At 71.2% G+C, this 15,303-nt stretch carries 12 protein-coding genes; 11 read left to right on the top strand and 1 reads right to left on the bottom strand.

Annotated features, from left to right (window positions below):
- The first annotated feature begins 13 nt into the window (after window positions 1-13).
- The 11 genes from ligA to C4B68_RS11705 all read left to right on the top strand — a co-directional run bounded on the left by ligA (window position 14) and on the right by C4B68_RS11705 (window position 13,981).
- Window positions 14-2,206 carry an NAD-dependent DNA ligase LigA gene (gene ligA / locus C4B68_RS11755; RefSeq protein WP_099504734.1) on the top strand — a complete coding sequence of 731 codons (2,193 nt, stop codon included), beginning with the start codon at window positions 14-16 and terminating at the stop codon, window positions 2,204-2,206.
- Window positions 2,207-2,466: 260 nt separating this feature from the next.
- Window positions 2,467-4,707, top strand: a complete 2,241-nt coding sequence (locus C4B68_RS11750) for a putative bifunctional diguanylate cyclase/phosphodiesterase (protein WP_099504733.1) — start codon at window positions 2,467-2,469, stop codon at window positions 4,705-4,707.
- A 442-nt stretch (window positions 4,708-5,149) separates the two neighbouring features.
- Complete coding sequence (gatC, locus tag C4B68_RS11745) at window positions 5,150-5,446, top strand: Asp-tRNA(Asn)/Glu-tRNA(Gln) amidotransferase subunit GatC (RefSeq protein WP_015036350.1); 297 nt, start codon at window positions 5,150-5,152, stop codon at window positions 5,444-5,446.
- Window positions 5,447-5,451: 5 nt separating this feature from the next.
- The gene (gene gatA, locus C4B68_RS11740) at window positions 5,452-6,945 is read left to right on the top strand and encodes an Asp-tRNA(Asn)/Glu-tRNA(Gln) amidotransferase subunit GatA (RefSeq protein ID WP_099504732.1); all 1,494 of its coding nucleotides are present in this window, start codon (window positions 5,452-5,454) and stop codon (window positions 6,943-6,945) included.
- Between the two features lie 5 nt (window positions 6,946-6,950).
- Window positions 6,951-7,184 (top strand): hypothetical protein, encoded by a 234-nt coding sequence (locus C4B68_RS11735; protein WP_167459301.1) that lies wholly within the window; start codon window positions 6,951-6,953, stop codon window positions 7,182-7,184.
- 13 nt (window positions 7,185-7,197) lie between these two features.
- Entirely contained in the window at window positions 7,198-8,712 is a 1,515-nt protein-coding gene (gatB, locus tag C4B68_RS11730; RefSeq protein ID WP_099504730.1) for an Asp-tRNA(Asn)/Glu-tRNA(Gln) amidotransferase subunit GatB, read from the top strand.
- 187 nt (window positions 8,713-8,899) lie between these two features.
- Window positions 8,900-9,475 (top strand): GNAT family N-acetyltransferase, encoded by a 576-nt coding sequence (locus C4B68_RS11725; RefSeq protein WP_099504729.1) that lies wholly within the window; start codon window positions 8,900-8,902, stop codon window positions 9,473-9,475.
- A 35-nt stretch (window positions 9,476-9,510) separates the two neighbouring features.
- Entirely contained in the window at window positions 9,511-10,113 is a 603-nt protein-coding gene (locus C4B68_RS11720) for a hypothetical protein (protein WP_099504728.1), read from the top strand.
- Window positions 10,114-10,287: 174 nt separating this feature from the next.
- Window positions 10,288-10,485, top strand: coding sequence for a hypothetical protein (locus C4B68_RS11715; protein WP_099504727.1), 198 nt, complete (start codon window positions 10,288-10,290; stop codon window positions 10,483-10,485).
- 182 nt (window positions 10,486-10,667) lie between these two features.
- Window positions 10,668-13,751 (top strand): ATP-binding protein, encoded by a 3,084-nt coding sequence (locus C4B68_RS11710; RefSeq protein ID WP_099504726.1) that lies wholly within the window; start codon window positions 10,668-10,670, stop codon window positions 13,749-13,751.
- A gap of 38 nt (window positions 13,752-13,789) precedes the next feature.
- Window positions 13,790-13,981 (top strand): DUF6191 domain-containing protein, encoded by a 192-nt coding sequence (locus C4B68_RS11705; protein ID WP_099504793.1) that lies wholly within the window; start codon window positions 13,790-13,792, stop codon window positions 13,979-13,981.
- A gap of 78 nt (window positions 13,982-14,059) precedes the next feature.
- Here the strand turns inward: C4B68_RS11705 and C4B68_RS11700 are convergent, their stop codons facing one another.
- Window positions 14,060-15,277, bottom strand: coding sequence for a PQQ-dependent sugar dehydrogenase (locus C4B68_RS11700; RefSeq protein ID WP_099504725.1), 1,218 nt, complete (start codon window positions 15,275-15,277; stop codon window positions 14,060-14,062).
- Between the last annotated feature and the right edge of the window lie 26 nt (window positions 15,278-15,303).

Here is a 15,303-nt window from a genome sequence, read left to right as displayed (position 1 = left end):
GGAGGACAACACGGTGGCCGGCGACAAGCAAGCGGAGACGACGGTGCCCGCCGAGGCACGGGAGAAGCACGCGCAGCTCGCTGAGCAGATCGAGGAGCACCGCTTCCGGTACTACGTGAAGGACGCTCCCGTCATCAGTGACGCGGAGTTCGACAAGCTGCTGCGTTCCCTGGAGGCACTGGAGGAGGAGTACGCCGAGCTGCGTACACCCGACTCGCCGACCCAGAAGGTCGCAGGGGCGTACGAGACGGAGTTCACGGCGGTCGAGCACCGCCAGCGCATGCTCTCCCTCGACAACGCCTTCTCGGACCTGGAGCTCGCCGCCTGGGCCGAGCGCGTCGCCAAGGACGTGGGCACCTCCGACTATCACTTCCTGTGCGAGCTGAAGGTCGACGGCCTCGCGGTCAACCTCACCTATGAGCACGGCCGTCTCACGCGCGCGGCGACCCGAGGCGACGGCCGCACGGGCGAGGACATCACTCCCAACGTCCGTACGATCGCGGAGATCCCGGACCGCCTGAAGGGCGAAAGCGTCCCGGACCTCGTGGAGATCCGCGGCGAGGTCTACTTCCCGATGGAGAAGTTCGAGGAGCTCAACGCCCGCTTGGTGGAGGCCGGCGACAAGCCCTTCGCCAACCCGCGCAACGCGGCGGCGGGTTCGCTGCGCCAGAAGGACCCACGCGTCACCGCCACCCGCCCCTTGCACATGGTCGTCCACGGCATCGGCGCCCTGGAGGGCTTCGAGGGCCTGAACCGCCTCTCCCAGGCGTACGACCTGCTGAAGACCTGGGGGCTGCCCACCGCCCAGCACAACAAAGTGGTCGACGACCTCGACGGCGTACGGGAGTTCATCGCGTACTACGGGGAGAACCGCCACTCCGTGGAGCACGAGATCGACGGCGTCGTCGTCAAGCTCGACGAGATCCCCCTGCAGGGGCGGCTCGGCTCCACCTCGCGCGCGCCGCGCTGGGCGATTGCGTACAAGTACGCGCCCGAGGAAGTCAACACCAAGCTCATCAACATCCGTGTCGGCGTGGGGCGTACGGGCCGGATCACGCCGTACGCCCAGGTCGAACCGGTCACGGTCGCGGGCTCCGAGGTCGAGTTCGCCACGCTGCACAACCAGGACGTGGTGAAGGCCAAGGGCGTCCTCATCGGGGACACGGTCGTCCTACGCAAGGCCGGTGACGTCATCCCGGAGATCCTCGGCCCGGTCGTCGACCTGCGCGACGGCACGGAGCGGGAGTTCGTGATGCCGGCCGAGTGCCCCGAGTGCGGTACGGCGCTGCGGCCGATGAAGGAGGGCGACGTCGACCTGCGCTGCCCGAACGCGCGCACATGCCCGGCCCAGTTGCGTGAGCGGCTCTTCTACCTCGCGGGCCGCAAGGCGCTGGACATCGAGCACTTCGGCTACGTCGCCGCGGCGGCCCTCACCAAGCCGCTGGAGCCGTCCGAGCCGCCGCTGGTGGACGAGGGCGACCTCTTCGACCTGACCATCGAGCAGTTGCTGCCCATCAAGGCGTACGTCCTCGACCAGGACAGCGGCCTGCCAAAGCGCGACCCGAAGACGGGCGAGGAGAAGATCGCCACGGTCTTCGCCAACCAGCAGGGCGAGCCCAAGAAGAACGCGATCGCCATGCTGGACAACATCGCGGCCGCCAAGGACCGCCCGCTCGCCCGTGTCCTCACGGGTCTGTCGATCCGTCATGTCGGGCCGGTCGCGGCCGAGGCGCTGGCGCGCGAGTTCCGCTCGGTCGACCGGATCGACCAGGCCACCGAGGAGGAACTCGCCACCACCGAAGGCGTCGGACCGATCATCGCCGCCTCGCTCAAGGAGTGGTTCACCGAGGACTGGCACCGCGACATCATCCGCAAGTGGCGTGCAGCCGGGGTCCGGATGGAGGAGGAGGGCTCCGGCGAGGACGAGGGGCCGCGCCCGCTCGAAGGGCTCACCGTCGTCGTGACCGGCACGCTCGAACATCACACGCGGGACGGCGCGAAGGAGGCCCTGCAGACCCGGGGAGCGAAAGTGACCGGTTCTGTCTCGAAGAAGACGTCCTTCGTCGTCGTGGGTGAAAACCCTGGGTCGAAGTACGACAAGGCGATGCAGCTGAAGGTTCCGGTTCTGAACGAGGACGGCTTCGCCGTCCTGCTCGAACAAGGGCCGGACGCAGCGGCCGAAGTCGCGCTTCCGATCGAGGAGTAGCGGTTGAAGGCCACCCGTTCGGCGCATATCAGATGCATACGGGTGGCCGGGTCGCATTCGGGCAACCGTCCACGACCGCTGCCCGTAGAAGCCTTCTGCCGCCTACTGTTGAGGTGTGCGCCTGCCGTGCCCAGCTGCGGTTGGGGCATCCCCTGCTCTTCGAGAGCCTGGGGAAGGGTTTTCAGACGCGGCGCCGTTGGCAGTTGTCGTCGGCGACGGACCGCGTGGCGTGGGCACCGCCGGCTGTGAGAGGGACGGGAATGGAACCGACCGAGAGCGCCGCCCCCGGTTCACGGCTGCGCCTGCGCCGGATGGCCGGCGCGTGGCTGGCCGGCATCCGGACGGGGCGCTCCCCGGAGCGCCCCGCCGCGAGCGGGCTCGGTACCGCCCCACTCACCGCGCCGACCGCCCCGGGCGTGGACCGGCTCGGCACCGACCGCGGCACCGGCCCGCCCGGCCAGGATCCCGAACGGCACGTCTCCTGGCCCGCACTGCCCGCGGTGCTCATCGCGGCGGCCGGGTTCGTCCTGGGCGCCGGCTTCTACCGGGCGTTCAGCGGTGGCCACGCGCTCTTCCCGTCCGGCACCGTCGGCTGGTCGCTGGCCGTGCTGACCGGCGTCATCGTCGGCCATCTGGTCGCTCTCGGCCGGGCCCGCGGGTTGGGCGGTACGGGCTCCGGCTCGGCGCTCACCCTCGCGGTCCTGCTGCTGTACGGCTGGGTGCCCGCCGGAATGGTCAGCCTGACCGTCGTCGTGCTGGTCGGCGTCGCGCGCCGCAACCGCTGGCGCCAGGGCGTGCTGCACGGCGCGGCCGACATCCTCGGCATCGGCGCCGGGGCGCTGGTCCTGGCCGCGTGTCGCCGGTTCCCGAGCGTCGAGTCGCCCTGGAACCCGGAGACCTGGACCTTCTCCGCCGCCCCCCAGGTGGCGCTGGTCGCGGCCGTCTATCTCGCGGTTCCCCGCGCCCTGCTCTGGTACCTGCACGCGCCGCGCACCACGGGCCTGCCCACCGTCGCCCGTACGGCCCTGGTCAGACAGGGGCTCCTCGCGGTCGCGCTGCTCGGGATCGCGCCGCTGATCTGCGTGGTCGCGGTCGCGCAGCCGCTCCTGCTGCCGCTGTTCTCGATCCCGCTGATCGCCCTCGACTCCACTTTGTGGATCGCCCGCGCGCGGGCAGAGGAGCAGCTGCGCGATCCGCTGACGGGGCTGCCCAACCGGCAGTGGCTGCTGGAACGCACCTGGGCGGCTCTGGACGATGCCGAGCGCATCGGTGCGCGTTCCGCTCTGATGCTGATCGACCTCGACCGTTTCCGTTCGGTGAATGACACGTTGGGGCATCTCGCCGGGGACCGGCTGCTCCTTCAGATAGCCGACCGGCTGCGGCTCGCACTGCCGCGCGGGGCGGAGGCCGCGCGGCTCGGCGGCGACGAGTTCGCCGTGTTACTGCCGGTCGCCGACTCCACCACGTCGGCCACGCGGGTCGCCCGCAACCTCGTCGCCGCGCTCGGCTCACCGCTCGACCTCGACGGGCTCACCCTCGTCCTGGAGGCCAGTGCCGGGCTCGCCGTCTTCCCCGACCACGCGCTCGACGCGGAGGGGCTGCTGCGGCGCGCGGACGTGGCGATGTACCAGGCGAAGCGGGACCGTACGGGGGTGGAGGTGTACGAGTCCAAGCGGGACTCCAACACGCCGGACCGGCTCGGTCTGCTGGGCGATCTGCGCCGCGCCCTCGACGCGCACGAGGTGCAGCTGCACTACCAGCCCAAGGTCCGCTTCGACGGACAGGTGGCCGGACTCGAGGCGCTGGTGCGCTGGGTGCATCCCGAGCGCGGGAAGGTGCCGCCGGACGAGTTCATCGCCATAGCCGAGTCGTCCGGGCTGATGCCGCATCTCACCGAGTACGTGCTGGAGACGGCGCTCGGGCAGGTCGCGCGGTGGCGCGCGCAGGGCCTGCACGTGCCGGTCGCGGTGAACGTCTCGCCGCGCGATGTGCACACCCCCGGGTTCGCCGGTGCGGTCGCCGCGCGACTCGCCCGGCACGGGGTCCCGGCGGGGGCGCTGCAGCTGGAGATAACGGAGCACGTGCTCCTGGAGGATCCGCAGCGGGCCGCGGACACCCTGGCCGCGCTGACCGGGCACGGGGTGAAGATGTCGCTGGACGACTTCGGTACGGGCTACTCGTCGCTGGTTCACCTGCGCCGGCTGCCGGTGAGCGAACTGAAGATCGACCGGTCGTTCGTCGCGCGGCTCGCGGTGGACACGGAGGACGCGGAGATCGTGCGCTGCACGGTCGATCTCGCGCACTCCCTGGGCCTGCTCGTCGTCGCCGAGGGCGTCGAGGACGACGAGACGTGGGAGCGGCTGCGGGACCTGGGCTGCGACGCCGTCCAGGGGTGGCTCGTCGCGGCCGCGATGCCCGCCAAGGAGGCAACGGCGTGGCTGCGCGCCCGGGGCTCCCGGGGCTGGCAGCGGCCGCGCGCCGCGCTGCCCGCCGCGGAGTAACCTCCGGTTCGCAGCCGAGTGGCCTCCGGTTCGCCGCCGGGTGCGGGCCCGTGGGGGTTCCGCCTTGTTCTCCCACCCGCGCACCGCCCGTTACCGTCACCCGACAAGCCGAGGTCGCCCGTGGGGGTGCCTCGCCGTCGGCGCCCGTCCGTAACAGGCGGGTCCGCAGCGCCCCGTCAGGGGCGCGGAGCTGTGACATATGCGGCTCCGCCGCGTGGATGCCACCAGCCACTGACGTCCCGCGGGTTTTGGACGATGGTGTCAGTCCCCGGACGGACTGGGGCCGACGGCGAGAACCTCCACGGGAGACGTGGACCTCTTCAGCGGACCGTCACGGGTGGTGCTGGTGGGAGACCCCCGAAAGAAACCCTGGCGCAGGCACCACCCCCGGCGCCATAGGATTGGGCCCAAACCACACACACTCACCCCAGAGGATCGCTGCATGCCTGGCATCACGCGCGAGGAGGTCGCCCACCTCGCACGGCTGGCGCGTCTGGAGCTGAAGGGCGAAGAGCTCGACCACTTCGCAGGCCAGCTCGACGACATCATCGGCGCGGTCGCCCGCGTCAGCGAGGTCGCCGACCAAGACGTACCGCCGACCTCTCATCCGCTGCCGCTGACGAACGTCATGCGCGCGGACGAGGTTCGTCCGTCGCTCACCCCCGAGCAGGCGCTCTCCGGCGCCCCGGCCCAGGAGCAGCAGCGTTTCAAGGTGCCGCAGATCCTGGGGGAGGACTAATCAGCATGACGGACATCATCAAGCTCACCGCGGCCGAGACCGCCGAGAAGATCGCCTCCGGCGAGCTCACGGCCGTCGAGGTCACCGAGGCCCACCTTGCCCGGATCGAGGCCATCGACGAGAAGGTGCACGCCTTCCTGCACGTCGACCGCGAGGGCGCCCTCGCCCAGGCCCGCGCCGTCGACGAGAAGCGGGCCCGCGGGGAGAAGCTCGGCCCGCTGGCCGGCGTTCCCCTCGCGCTCAAGGACATCTTCACCACCGAGGGCGTTCCGACGACCGTCGGTTCGAAGATCCTCGAGGGCTGGATCCCGCCGTACGACGCGACGCTCACCAAGCGGCTGAAGGCCGCCGATGTCGTCATCCTCGGCAAGACCAACATGGACGAGTTCGCCATGGGGTCCTCCACCGAGAACAGCGCCTACGGGCCCACCGGCAACCCCTGGGACCTCACCAAGATCCCCGGCGGCTCGGGTGGCGGTTCGTCCGCCGCGCTCGCCTCCTTCCAGGCGCCGCTCGCCATCGGCACCGACACCGGCGGCTCCATCCGCCAGCCCGCGGCCGTCACCGGCACGGTCGGCGTCAAGCCGACGTACGGCGCGGTCTCCCGCTACGGCATGGTGGCGTTCTCGTCCTCCCTCGACCAGGGCGGCCCCTGCGCCCGTACGGTCCTGGACGCGGCTCTCCTGCACGAGGTCATCGCCGGGCACGACCCGCTCGACTCGACCTCCATCGACGCCCCGGTCCCGCCGGTCGTCGAGGCCGCCCGCAACGGCAGCGTGGCGGGCATGCGTGTCGGCGTCGTCAAGCAGTTCCGCGGCGAGGGCTACCAGGCCGGTGTCATCCAGCGCTTCGACGAGTCCGTCGCCCTCCTCAAGGAGCTGGGCGCCGAGATTGTCGAGCTGGACTGCCCGTCCTTCGACCTGGCGCTCTCCGCGTACTACCTGATCGCCCCGTCCGAGTGCTCGAGCAACCTCGCCCGTTTCGACGGCCTGCGCTACGGACTCCGTACCGGCGACGACGGCACCCGTTCCGCCGAGGAGGTCACCTCCCTAACCCGTGAGGAGGGCTTCGGCCCCGAGGTGAAGCGCCGCATCATGCTCGGAACCTACGCGCTCAGCTCCGGCTACTACGACGCGTACTACGGCTCGGCGCAGAAGGTCCGTACGCTCATCACGCGCGACTTCGAGAAGGCGTTCGAGCAGGTGGACGTGATCGTCTCCCCGACCACGCCCACCACCGCCTTCGCGATCGGCGAGCGTGCCGACGACCCGATGGCGATGTACCTCGCGGACCTGTGCACCATCCCGACCAACCTGGCCGGCAACTCCGCCATGTCGCTGCCCTGCGGTCTCGCCCCCGAGGACAACCTCCCGGTCGGTCTGCAGATCATCGCTCCGGCGCTCAGGGACGACCGGCTGTACAAGGTCGGAGCCGCCGTCGAGGCCGCTTTCGTGGAACGCTGGGGTCACCCGCTGCTGGAGGAGGCTCCGTCGCTGTGAGTGCCATGGCAAAAAAGGCCAAGAACTTCAAGAAGTCCAAGACCGGGCTGTACGTGTCGCTGGGCAGCACCGCCTTCGGTGCGATCAGCGTGGCCAAGCAGGCCAAGCTGGCCCGCGAGGACGGTGACTTCCTGCGGCTGGTCGACGCGGCCGTGTCCGCCGCCGCCATCGTCACCGGCCTGGCGATCCTCTACCGCGAGCTGAAGCGGCTCGGCGACGACGACGTCCTGCTGGGCTGAGAGGGAAAGTTTCATCGTGACCGTCACTGAACTGGAGTCGTACGAGGACGCCCTCGCGTCCTACGACCCCGTCATGGGCCTGGAGGTCCATGTCGAGCTCGGCACCAAGACCAAGATGTTCTGCGGGTGCTCCACGGAGCTGGGCGCCGAGCCCAACGCGCAGACCTGCCCGATCTGTCTCGGCATGCCCGGCTCGCTCCCGGTCGTCAACGCGACCGGCGTCGAGTCCGCGATCAAGATCGGTCTCGCGCTGCACTGCGAGATCGCCGAGTGGTGCCGCTTCGCCCGGAAGAACTACTTCTATCCGGACATGCCGAAGAACTTCCAGACCTCTCAGTACGACGAGCCGATCGCCTTCAACGGCTACCTCGACGTACAGCTGGAGGACGGCGAGGTCTTCCGCGTGGAGATCGAGCGCGCCCACATGGAGGAGGACACCGGCAAGTCGACGCACGTCGGCGGTGCCACCGGCCGCATCCACGGCGCGCAGCACTCCCTGCTCGACTACAACCGCGCGGGCATCCCGCTCATCGAGATCGTCACCAAGCCGATCACCGGCGCGGGCGAGCGCGCTCCCGAGGTCGCCCGGGCGTACGTCGCCGAGCTGCGCGAGCTCATCAAGGCGCTCGGTGTCTCGGAAGCCCGCATGGAGATGGGCCAGATGCGCTGCGACGTGAACCTCTCGCTGATGCCCAAGGGCGGCGAGAAGTTCGGCACGCGCTCCGAGACGAAGAACGTCAACTCGCTGCGCTCCGTGGAGCGTGCCGCCCGCTACGAGATCATGCGCCACGCCGCGGTGCTGAGCTCGGGCGGCACGATCATTCAGGAGACCCGCCACTTCCACGAGGACACCGGGTCCACGACCTCGGGCCGCGTGAAGGAAGAGGCCGAGGACTACCGGTACTTCCCGGAGCCCGACCTCGTCCCCGTCGCCCCGTCCCGTGAGTGGGTCGAGGAGCTGCGCGCCGGTCTGCCCGAGCAGCCGCTGGCCCGCCGTAACCGGCTGCGCGAGCAGTGGGGCGTCAGCGCCCACGACATGCAGTCGATCCTCAACGCCGGTGCCATCGACCCGATCGTCGCCACGATCGAGGCCGGTGCCGACGCCGCCTCCGCCCGCAAGTGGTGGATGGGCGAACTGGCCCGCAGCGCCAACGAGTCGGGCAAGGCCCTGGAGTACCTGCCGATCACCCCGGCGCAGGTCGCCCGGGTCGCCGAGCTCGTCACGTCCGGTGATCTGAACGACAAGATGGCCCGTCAGGTCATCGAGGGCGTCCTCGCGGGAGAAGGCACCCCGGACGAGGTCGTCGAGAAGCGCGGCCTGAAGGTCGTCTCGGACGAGGGCGCGCTGACCGCCGCCGTCGACGAGGCCATCGCCGGGAACCCGGGCGTCGCCGACAAGATCCGCGGCGGCAAGGTCCAGGCCGCGGGCGCGCTGGTCGGCGCGGTCATGAAGGCCACCCGTGGCCAGGCCGACGCGGCCCGCGTGAAGGAACTGATCCTGGAGAAGCTGGGCGTCAGCGAGGGCTGAGTTCCGCGCTTTCCTACGCCCTAGGGGGATGCATCGGTTGCGATGCATCCCCCTAAGGCTTGCGGCAGTGATTCCGAGGCGCAGGCTACGGGTGCCGTGCGACGATTCCGGGGCGGCGGCGCGCGGACGACGCGCTGGTGGACGTAATCAACGCTGGTGGACGTAATCGACAAGGAGCGGCAGCAGGATGTACGCGATATCCCTGGGCGACGACGGCGCGGAACTGCGGCCCCTGGAGCCCTGGCACGCCGAGGAGTTCCTGTCGCACCTCGACCGGGGACGCGAGTTCATCACCCAGCACATCCCCTTCGGGACCAACGCCACGGACGCCGGCTCGGCGCGGGCGGTGCTCCAGAAGTACGCCGACATGCGCGCCGCCGACACCGGATCGCTGCACGGCCTGTGGCTGGACGGGAAGCTCGTTGGCGGCGTGCTCTTCCTGAACTTCGACGCGGAGCGCGGCAACTGCGAGGTCGGGTGCTGGCTGGAACCCGCCGGTACCGGGCGCGGGTTGGTCACGCGCGCGATGCGGGTGCTCATCGACTGGGCCGTCGGCGCACGCGGCATCCACCGTGTGGAGTGGCACGCGTCGTCCGCCAACGAACCGAGCATCAACGTGGCGCGACGGCTGGGCATGAGCCGCGACGGCGTACTCCGGGAGAATTATCCGCACCGGGGCGTCCGCGCGGACACCGAGGTGTGGTCGGTGCTCGCGCCCGAGTGGCGCGAGGCACGCGCGCGTGACGCTCACAAGGATCATTAAGGAACTTCTCAGAGAGCATCCGTACGGTGCGGGGCATGGGAACCAAGACTGTTGACGAGGCCGGGGTCGAGACCGGCACCGAGGCGAAGAGCGACGAGACGGCCGTGGACGTCACGAAGACCGCGACCGAGGCCGAGACCGAGACCGGGGCCGGGGCCGCGGTCGCGGAGCAGACGGAGACCAAGGCCGACGCACAGGCTCAGGAGGGCGACAACGCCCCCGAAGCCGAGGCCGAGACGGATGCCACCGGAGTCGGGCAGGGCGCCGCCGCCGTCGTCTCCGCGGGACTCGGCATCGTGTCGCTCACCGGCAGCTGGGTCGCCACCGTGGCCGCCGCGCGCGAGACGCTTGTCGGCCAGCTCGAGACCTCGTCGACCGCGAGCGTCGCCCAGCAGGTCAAGGCGGTCTACGGCGACGCCTGGGCGACCACCGCGCTGGTGGGCGGCCTCTTCGCGCTGGCCGCGCTGATCGTCGGCGTCGTCGTGCTCGTCCGGCCTGCCTTCGGGGCGCCCGGCAAGCCGCAGGCCGCCTGGATCAAGTCGGTCGCCTGGGCGGGCGTCTCGCTCGGCGTCATCGGCCTGGTGCTCGCGGTCGCCAAGTACTCCGACATCCTGTTCGGACTGCCCTCCACCAGCTGAATCCCCGTACCTCTGAGGGGCCTTAGGGCCGGCGTAAGTCACTTACGGCGGGCCTAAGGCCCTTCCTGCGCGCAAGATGCGGAATTCTCCCGATGTGGCGCACCCCCCTGGGAGACGAAGGTTGAGGCATCGCAACGAGCGAGGCCGAAACCGGCTCTTCACGAGGGGTACCAGATGTTCCAGTACGAGCTTCACCAGATCCGATCCGCCGAACTGATCCGCCAGGCCGAGAACCACCGACTGGTGCGGGAGGCGCTCCGCGCCCGCCGTGCCGCCCGCCGCGCCGCGGCGCGCGCGTCCGCGGCACACGACATGGAGGGGCGGGGCCATACCGACCGTCCCCGCCGACACTGGTTCGCCCGCGCCGCGTGAGCGGCGGGCCGCGGGAGGACGGCCGTACGGGACCGAACGGCCGTACGGGAGCGAACGGCCGTACGGGACCGAACGGCCGTACGGGGGAGGACGGCCGGAGCGGTGCCGGCCGTCTCCCGGAGGCCGCCGGAGTCACGGTCGCCCTCCCGATAACCGGTGCCGCGGTGTCAGACCCCTGTGCGATGCTCTGGCTCGTGGAAACCAGGTCCGTCAGCCCGGTGTTCGTCGGACGCACCGACGAACTGGGGGTGTTGAAAGACGCGCTCGCCCGCGCTGCCGCGGGCGAGCCGCAGGCGTTGCTGCTCGGCGGCGAGGCGGGGGTCGGAAAGACCCGCCTCATCGAGGAGTTCGCCACGGCGGCCGCGCGCGAGGGCGCCGTCATGGCCTGCGGCGGCTGCGTCGAGATCGGCGCCGACGGGCTCCCCTTCGCACCGTTCTCCACCGCCCTGCGCGCCCTGCGCCGCCACCTCCCGGACGAACTGGCCGCCGCTGCCGCCGGACAGGAGGAGGAGCTGGCCCGGCTGCTGCCCGAACTGGGCGAGGCCACCCGAGGACGGCGATACGACGAGGAGGGCATGGCCCGCCTCTTCGAACTCACCGCCCGTCTCCTGGAGCGCGTCGCCGCGGACCGCACGGTCGTCGTCGCCCTCGAAGACCTGCACTGGGCGGACGCCTCCACCCGCCATCTGCTCGCCTACCTCTTCCGCACCCTGCGCACCGGCCGCCTGGTCGTCCTCGCCAGCTACCGCGCCGACGACATCCACCGCCGCCACCCGCTGCGCCCCCTCCTCGCCGAGCTCGACCGCCTCCGCACGGTCCGCCGCATCGAACTAGGCCGCTTCAGCCGCACCGAGGTCGGCCGTCAGATCGCCGGAATCCTCGCCCGCGAACCCGAGCCGGCCCAGGTCGACGACATCTTCGCCCGCTCCGACGGCAACGCGTTCTTCGTCGAGGAGCTCGCCGTCGCCGCCCACGTGGGCTGTCGTACCGGGCTCACGGACTCCCTCCGCGATCTGCTCCTCGTACGCGTCGAAGGGCTGCCGGAGAGCGCCCAGCGGGTCGCCCGGATCGTCGCCGAGGGCGGCTCCACCGTCGAGTACCCGCTGCTGGCCGCCGTGGCCCGGCTCGCCGAGGACGACCTCATCGAGGCGCTGCGGGCCGCCGTCGGCGCCAACATCCTGCTCGCCTCGCCCGGCGGCGACGGCTACCGCTTCCGCCACTCCCTGGTCCGCGAGGCCGTCAGCGACGACCTGCTGCCCGGCGAGCGGTCCCGCTTCAACCGCCGGTACGCCGAGGCCCTGGAGACCGACCCCACACTCGTACCGGCCGACGAGCGCATCACCCGCCTGGCCAGCTACTGGTATCACGCGCATGACGCCGCCAAGGCCCTCCCCGCCGTCCTGGACGCCGCCGTCGAGGCCCGCAGCCGCCACGCCCACTCCGAGCAACTACGGCTCCTGGAGCGGGCGATGGAGCTGTGGGACGTCGCCCCCGAGGCCGTACGGGACGAACTGCGCCCCATCGACTACGTCGAGGTCTACCCTCCCCCACTGCCTGAAGGGCGTGGGGGGACCCCCAGCGGCTGCGACCCGGCGACGACACCCCTGCGCTATCTCGACCTGATGGCCGAGGCCGCCGTGGCGGGCCGGCTGTGCGGGGAGCGCGAGCGCGCCCTGAAGATCACCAAGCGGGCACTGCACCTCCTGGAGGAGGAGGGCGACCCCCTGCGCGCTGCCTGGTTCTGGATCCAGCGCTCCCGCCTGACGCAGGCGATGGCGCGCGGCGACGGCTGGAAGGAACTGGGCACCGCCCAGGACCTGGTCCGCGGCCTGCCGCCGTCCGAGGTGCACGCCGAGGTGCTCTCCATGGCCGCCGCCTGGTGCATGCTGCACGAACCGGGCCCCGGCGCTCTCGCGGCCGCCGAGCAGGCCGTGGAGTACGCGCGCATGGTCGGCGCCCGCCACATCGAGCTGAACGCCCGGCTCACGCTCGGCGGGCTCATGGTCGACGCGGGAGACGTCGAGGCCGGACTCGCGGAGATGTACGAGGTCAAGGAGCGGGTGAACCGGCACGGCGCCTCCCAGCTCCTGGGCCGCGTGCACATCAACCTGCCGTCCCACCTGGAATCCGTCGGCCGCTCCCGCGAGGCCGTCACGGTCCTGCGGGAGGGCGTCGAACTCGCCCGCCGGAACGGCCTGTTGGAAACCGAGGCCTGGATCTGGGGCAACCTCTCCGACTCGCTCTACGCCCTCGGCCAGTGGGACGAGGCCGTCCAGGCCGCGGCGAACGGGCTGCGCGTCGGGCTCAGCGGCAAGCCGTCGGGCAGCGCCGCCACGCGCCTGGCGGATCTCGCCCTCGCCCGCGGCGACCTCGCCGACGCCGGGCGCCAACTGGCCGCCGCCCGTGACCACTTCGGCACCCACGACCCCATGCCGCAGCACTCCCTCCCGCTGATGCGCACCACGATCGCCATCGCCGCGGGCGAGGCCCGCCTCCTCGACGCCCGCGCCGCCCTGGAGCAGGCCCTGGACGCGGGCTTCCCACCCGGCACCCAGCGCTACGGCTGGCCCCTGCTGCTCGAAGCAGCCACCGCGGAGGCCGATGCCCGCGGGCTGCCCGCCGCCGAGGCGGGCCGCGCCGGGACGGTGGCCCGCATCCGCACGGCCGCCAAGTCCCTGGCCACCGGCGCACCCCTCTGGCTCGCGTACCAGGAATGGGTACGCGCCGAACTCCTGCGCGCAGAGGGCGTGACCACCCCGCACGACTGGTCCGAGGTGGTCACCGCCTTCGAACTCCTGGAGCGCCCCTACGACCTCGCCCGCGTCCGTCACCGCCTCGCCGAGGCCCTGCTGACCTCGGGCACGGACGACGACGGCCGCGCCCGCGCCACCGAACTCCTCCGGCTGGCCCGGGCGGCCGCCGACCACCTCGGCGCGCGCCCGCTCGCCGACGCCGTCTCGCTGCTCGCCCAGCGCGCCCGTCTCGCCCTGACCCACGCCCCCGAGCCGCCCGCCCTGGCCCACGCCGACCCGGCGGTGGCGCTCGGCCTCACCAGCCGCGAGCGCGACGTCCTCCGCCTGGTCGCCGCCGGCCGCAGCAACCGCCAGATCGCCGAGGAACTCTTCATCTCCCCGAAGACGGCCAGCGTCCACGTCTCGAACATCCTGGCCAAGCTCGACGTCTCAGGCCGGGGAGAGGCGTCGGCGCTGGCACACCGGCTGCGGCTGTTCCCACCGGAGACCCCTGCCGCCCAGGCAGCGGGCTGAGACCTATGCTCCCGGAGATCCGGGCCGAAGGAGGCACCGTGTTCAACATGTTCGAGGAGCTCTTCGCCCCAGGCCGCAAACACACCAACGACGAACGCAAACGCCTGGAACTGACCCGAGTCGACATCAACGACGGCGACCCGAGCCGCGGTCCCATAGACCTGTCCTCGGGCAGGGTGGTCGTACGGGTGCCGAAGCAGGAGCCGACGGCGGAGCCCGACGAGTCCTGAGGCGCCGCGCGTCCACGCCGCGCTGGTTCCCCCCTACTTCACTTCCGGCTACTTCACTTCCGGCTACTTCACCTCGGGCTACTTCACCTCCAGCTCCAGAATCCTGTCGTCCCCGTCCCCGGGGCTCCCGCGGCCGTCCGTCTCGCTCGTCGTCAGCCAGAGTCTGTCGCCGCCCGCGGAGACGACCGTGCGCAGGCGGCCGTACTCGCCCTCCAGGAAGGCCTCGGGGGCTGCGGAGGCCTTCGTGCCGTTCAGGGGGATGCGCCAGAGGCGCTGACCGCGGAGGCCTGCCATCCAGATGGAGCCCTCGGCGTAGGCGATGCCGCTGGGGGAGGCCTCGTCGGTGTGCCACTGGGCGATCGGGTTGTGGTACTTGGCGTTGTCGCCCTTGCCCTCGACCACCGGCCAGCCGTAGTTGTCGCCGGGCTTGATCTGGTTGAGCTCGTCCCAGGTTTTCTGGCCGAACTCGGCCGCCCACAGCCGCTGTTTGTCGTCCCAGGCGAGCCCCTGGACATTGCGATGCCCGTACGAATAGACGACCGAGTCTCCGAACGGATTGCCCGGCGCGGGCTCGCCCTCCGGTGTCATCCGCAGGATCTTGCCGCCCACTTCCTTCTTGTCCTGGGCCAGCCCCGGGTCACCCGCCTCGCCCGTGCCCGCGTACAGCATCTTGTCGGGGCCGAACGCGATCCGGCCGCCGTTGTGGATCATTCCCTTGGGGATGCCCTTGAAGATCGTGTCCGGGGCGCCCAGTTGCTCCCCGGCCGGCTTCTTCTCGTCGTACAGCATGCGGACGATGCGGTTGTCCGAGGCCGTCGTGAAGTACGCGTAGATCATGTGGTCGGACGCGTAGTCGGGGGAGAGCGCGAGGCCCATGAGGCCGCCCTCGCCCGCGGGGGCCACCCCTGGCACCTGCCCCAGCTCCGTCTTCTTGCCGGTCTTCTCGTCGACCCGTGTGATCGTCCCTTCGTCCCGCGAGGACACCAGCAGGCCGCCCTCGGGCAGCGGGGTGAGACCCCAGGGGGTCTCGAGGTCCTCGGTGACCGTGCGCACGACCTTCACCGAGCCCTTGGCGGGCGGTGTCTCCTCGGCGGCCCCCGCCGGCGAGGGTGTCCCCGTCCCCGCACCACTCGACGTACCACTCGACGGCGGGCCTGTGTCACCGAACGGCGGTCCTTCGCCGTCGTCGGAGGAACAACCGGCCGTCACCACCAGCGCTGCCGCGGCCAATACGGCCGTCACCACTCGACGTTGCACGATCACAGTTCCCTTCGACGCGGCGGTCCTACTGTTCATACACCGCTCGCGTCCCACGGGTTCCC

The organism is Streptomyces dengpaensis, assembly GCF_002946835.1.
Lineage (GTDB): Bacteria > Actinomycetota > Actinomycetes > Streptomycetales > Streptomycetaceae > Streptomyces > Streptomyces dengpaensis.
This window is presented reverse-complemented; position numbering and strand designations above follow the sequence as displayed.

Excerpts from the sequence above, each read along its gene's own strand:
- C4B68_RS11750 (WP_099504733.1), top strand. The coding sequence starts at position 2,467 with ATGGAACCGACCGAGAGCGCCGCCCCCGGTTCACGGCTGCGCCTGCGC.
- gatC (WP_015036350.1), top strand. The coding sequence starts at position 5,150 with ATGCCTGGCATCACGCGCGAGGAGGTCGCCCACCTCGCACGGCTGGCG.
- gatA (WP_099504732.1), top strand. The coding sequence starts at position 5,452 with ATGACGGACATCATCAAGCTCACCGCGGCCGAGACCGCCGAGAAGATC.
- C4B68_RS11735 (WP_167459301.1), top strand. The coding sequence starts at position 6,951 with ATGGCAAAAAAGGCCAAGAACTTCAAGAAGTCCAAGACCGGGCTGTAC.
- C4B68_RS11725 (WP_099504729.1), top strand. The coding sequence starts at position 8,900 with ATGTACGCGATATCCCTGGGCGACGACGGCGCGGAACTGCGGCCCCTG.
- C4B68_RS11720 (WP_099504728.1), top strand. The coding sequence starts at position 9,511 with ATGGGAACCAAGACTGTTGACGAGGCCGGGGTCGAGACCGGCACCGAG.
- C4B68_RS11715 (WP_099504727.1), top strand. The coding sequence starts at position 10,288 with ATGTTCCAGTACGAGCTTCACCAGATCCGATCCGCCGAACTGATCCGC.
- C4B68_RS11710 (WP_099504726.1), top strand. The coding sequence starts at position 10,668 with ATGCTCTGGCTCGTGGAAACCAGGTCCGTCAGCCCGGTGTTCGTCGGA.
- C4B68_RS11700 (WP_099504725.1), bottom strand. The coding sequence starts at position 15,277 with ATGAACAGTAGGACCGCCGCGTCGAAGGGAACTGTGATCGTGCAACGT.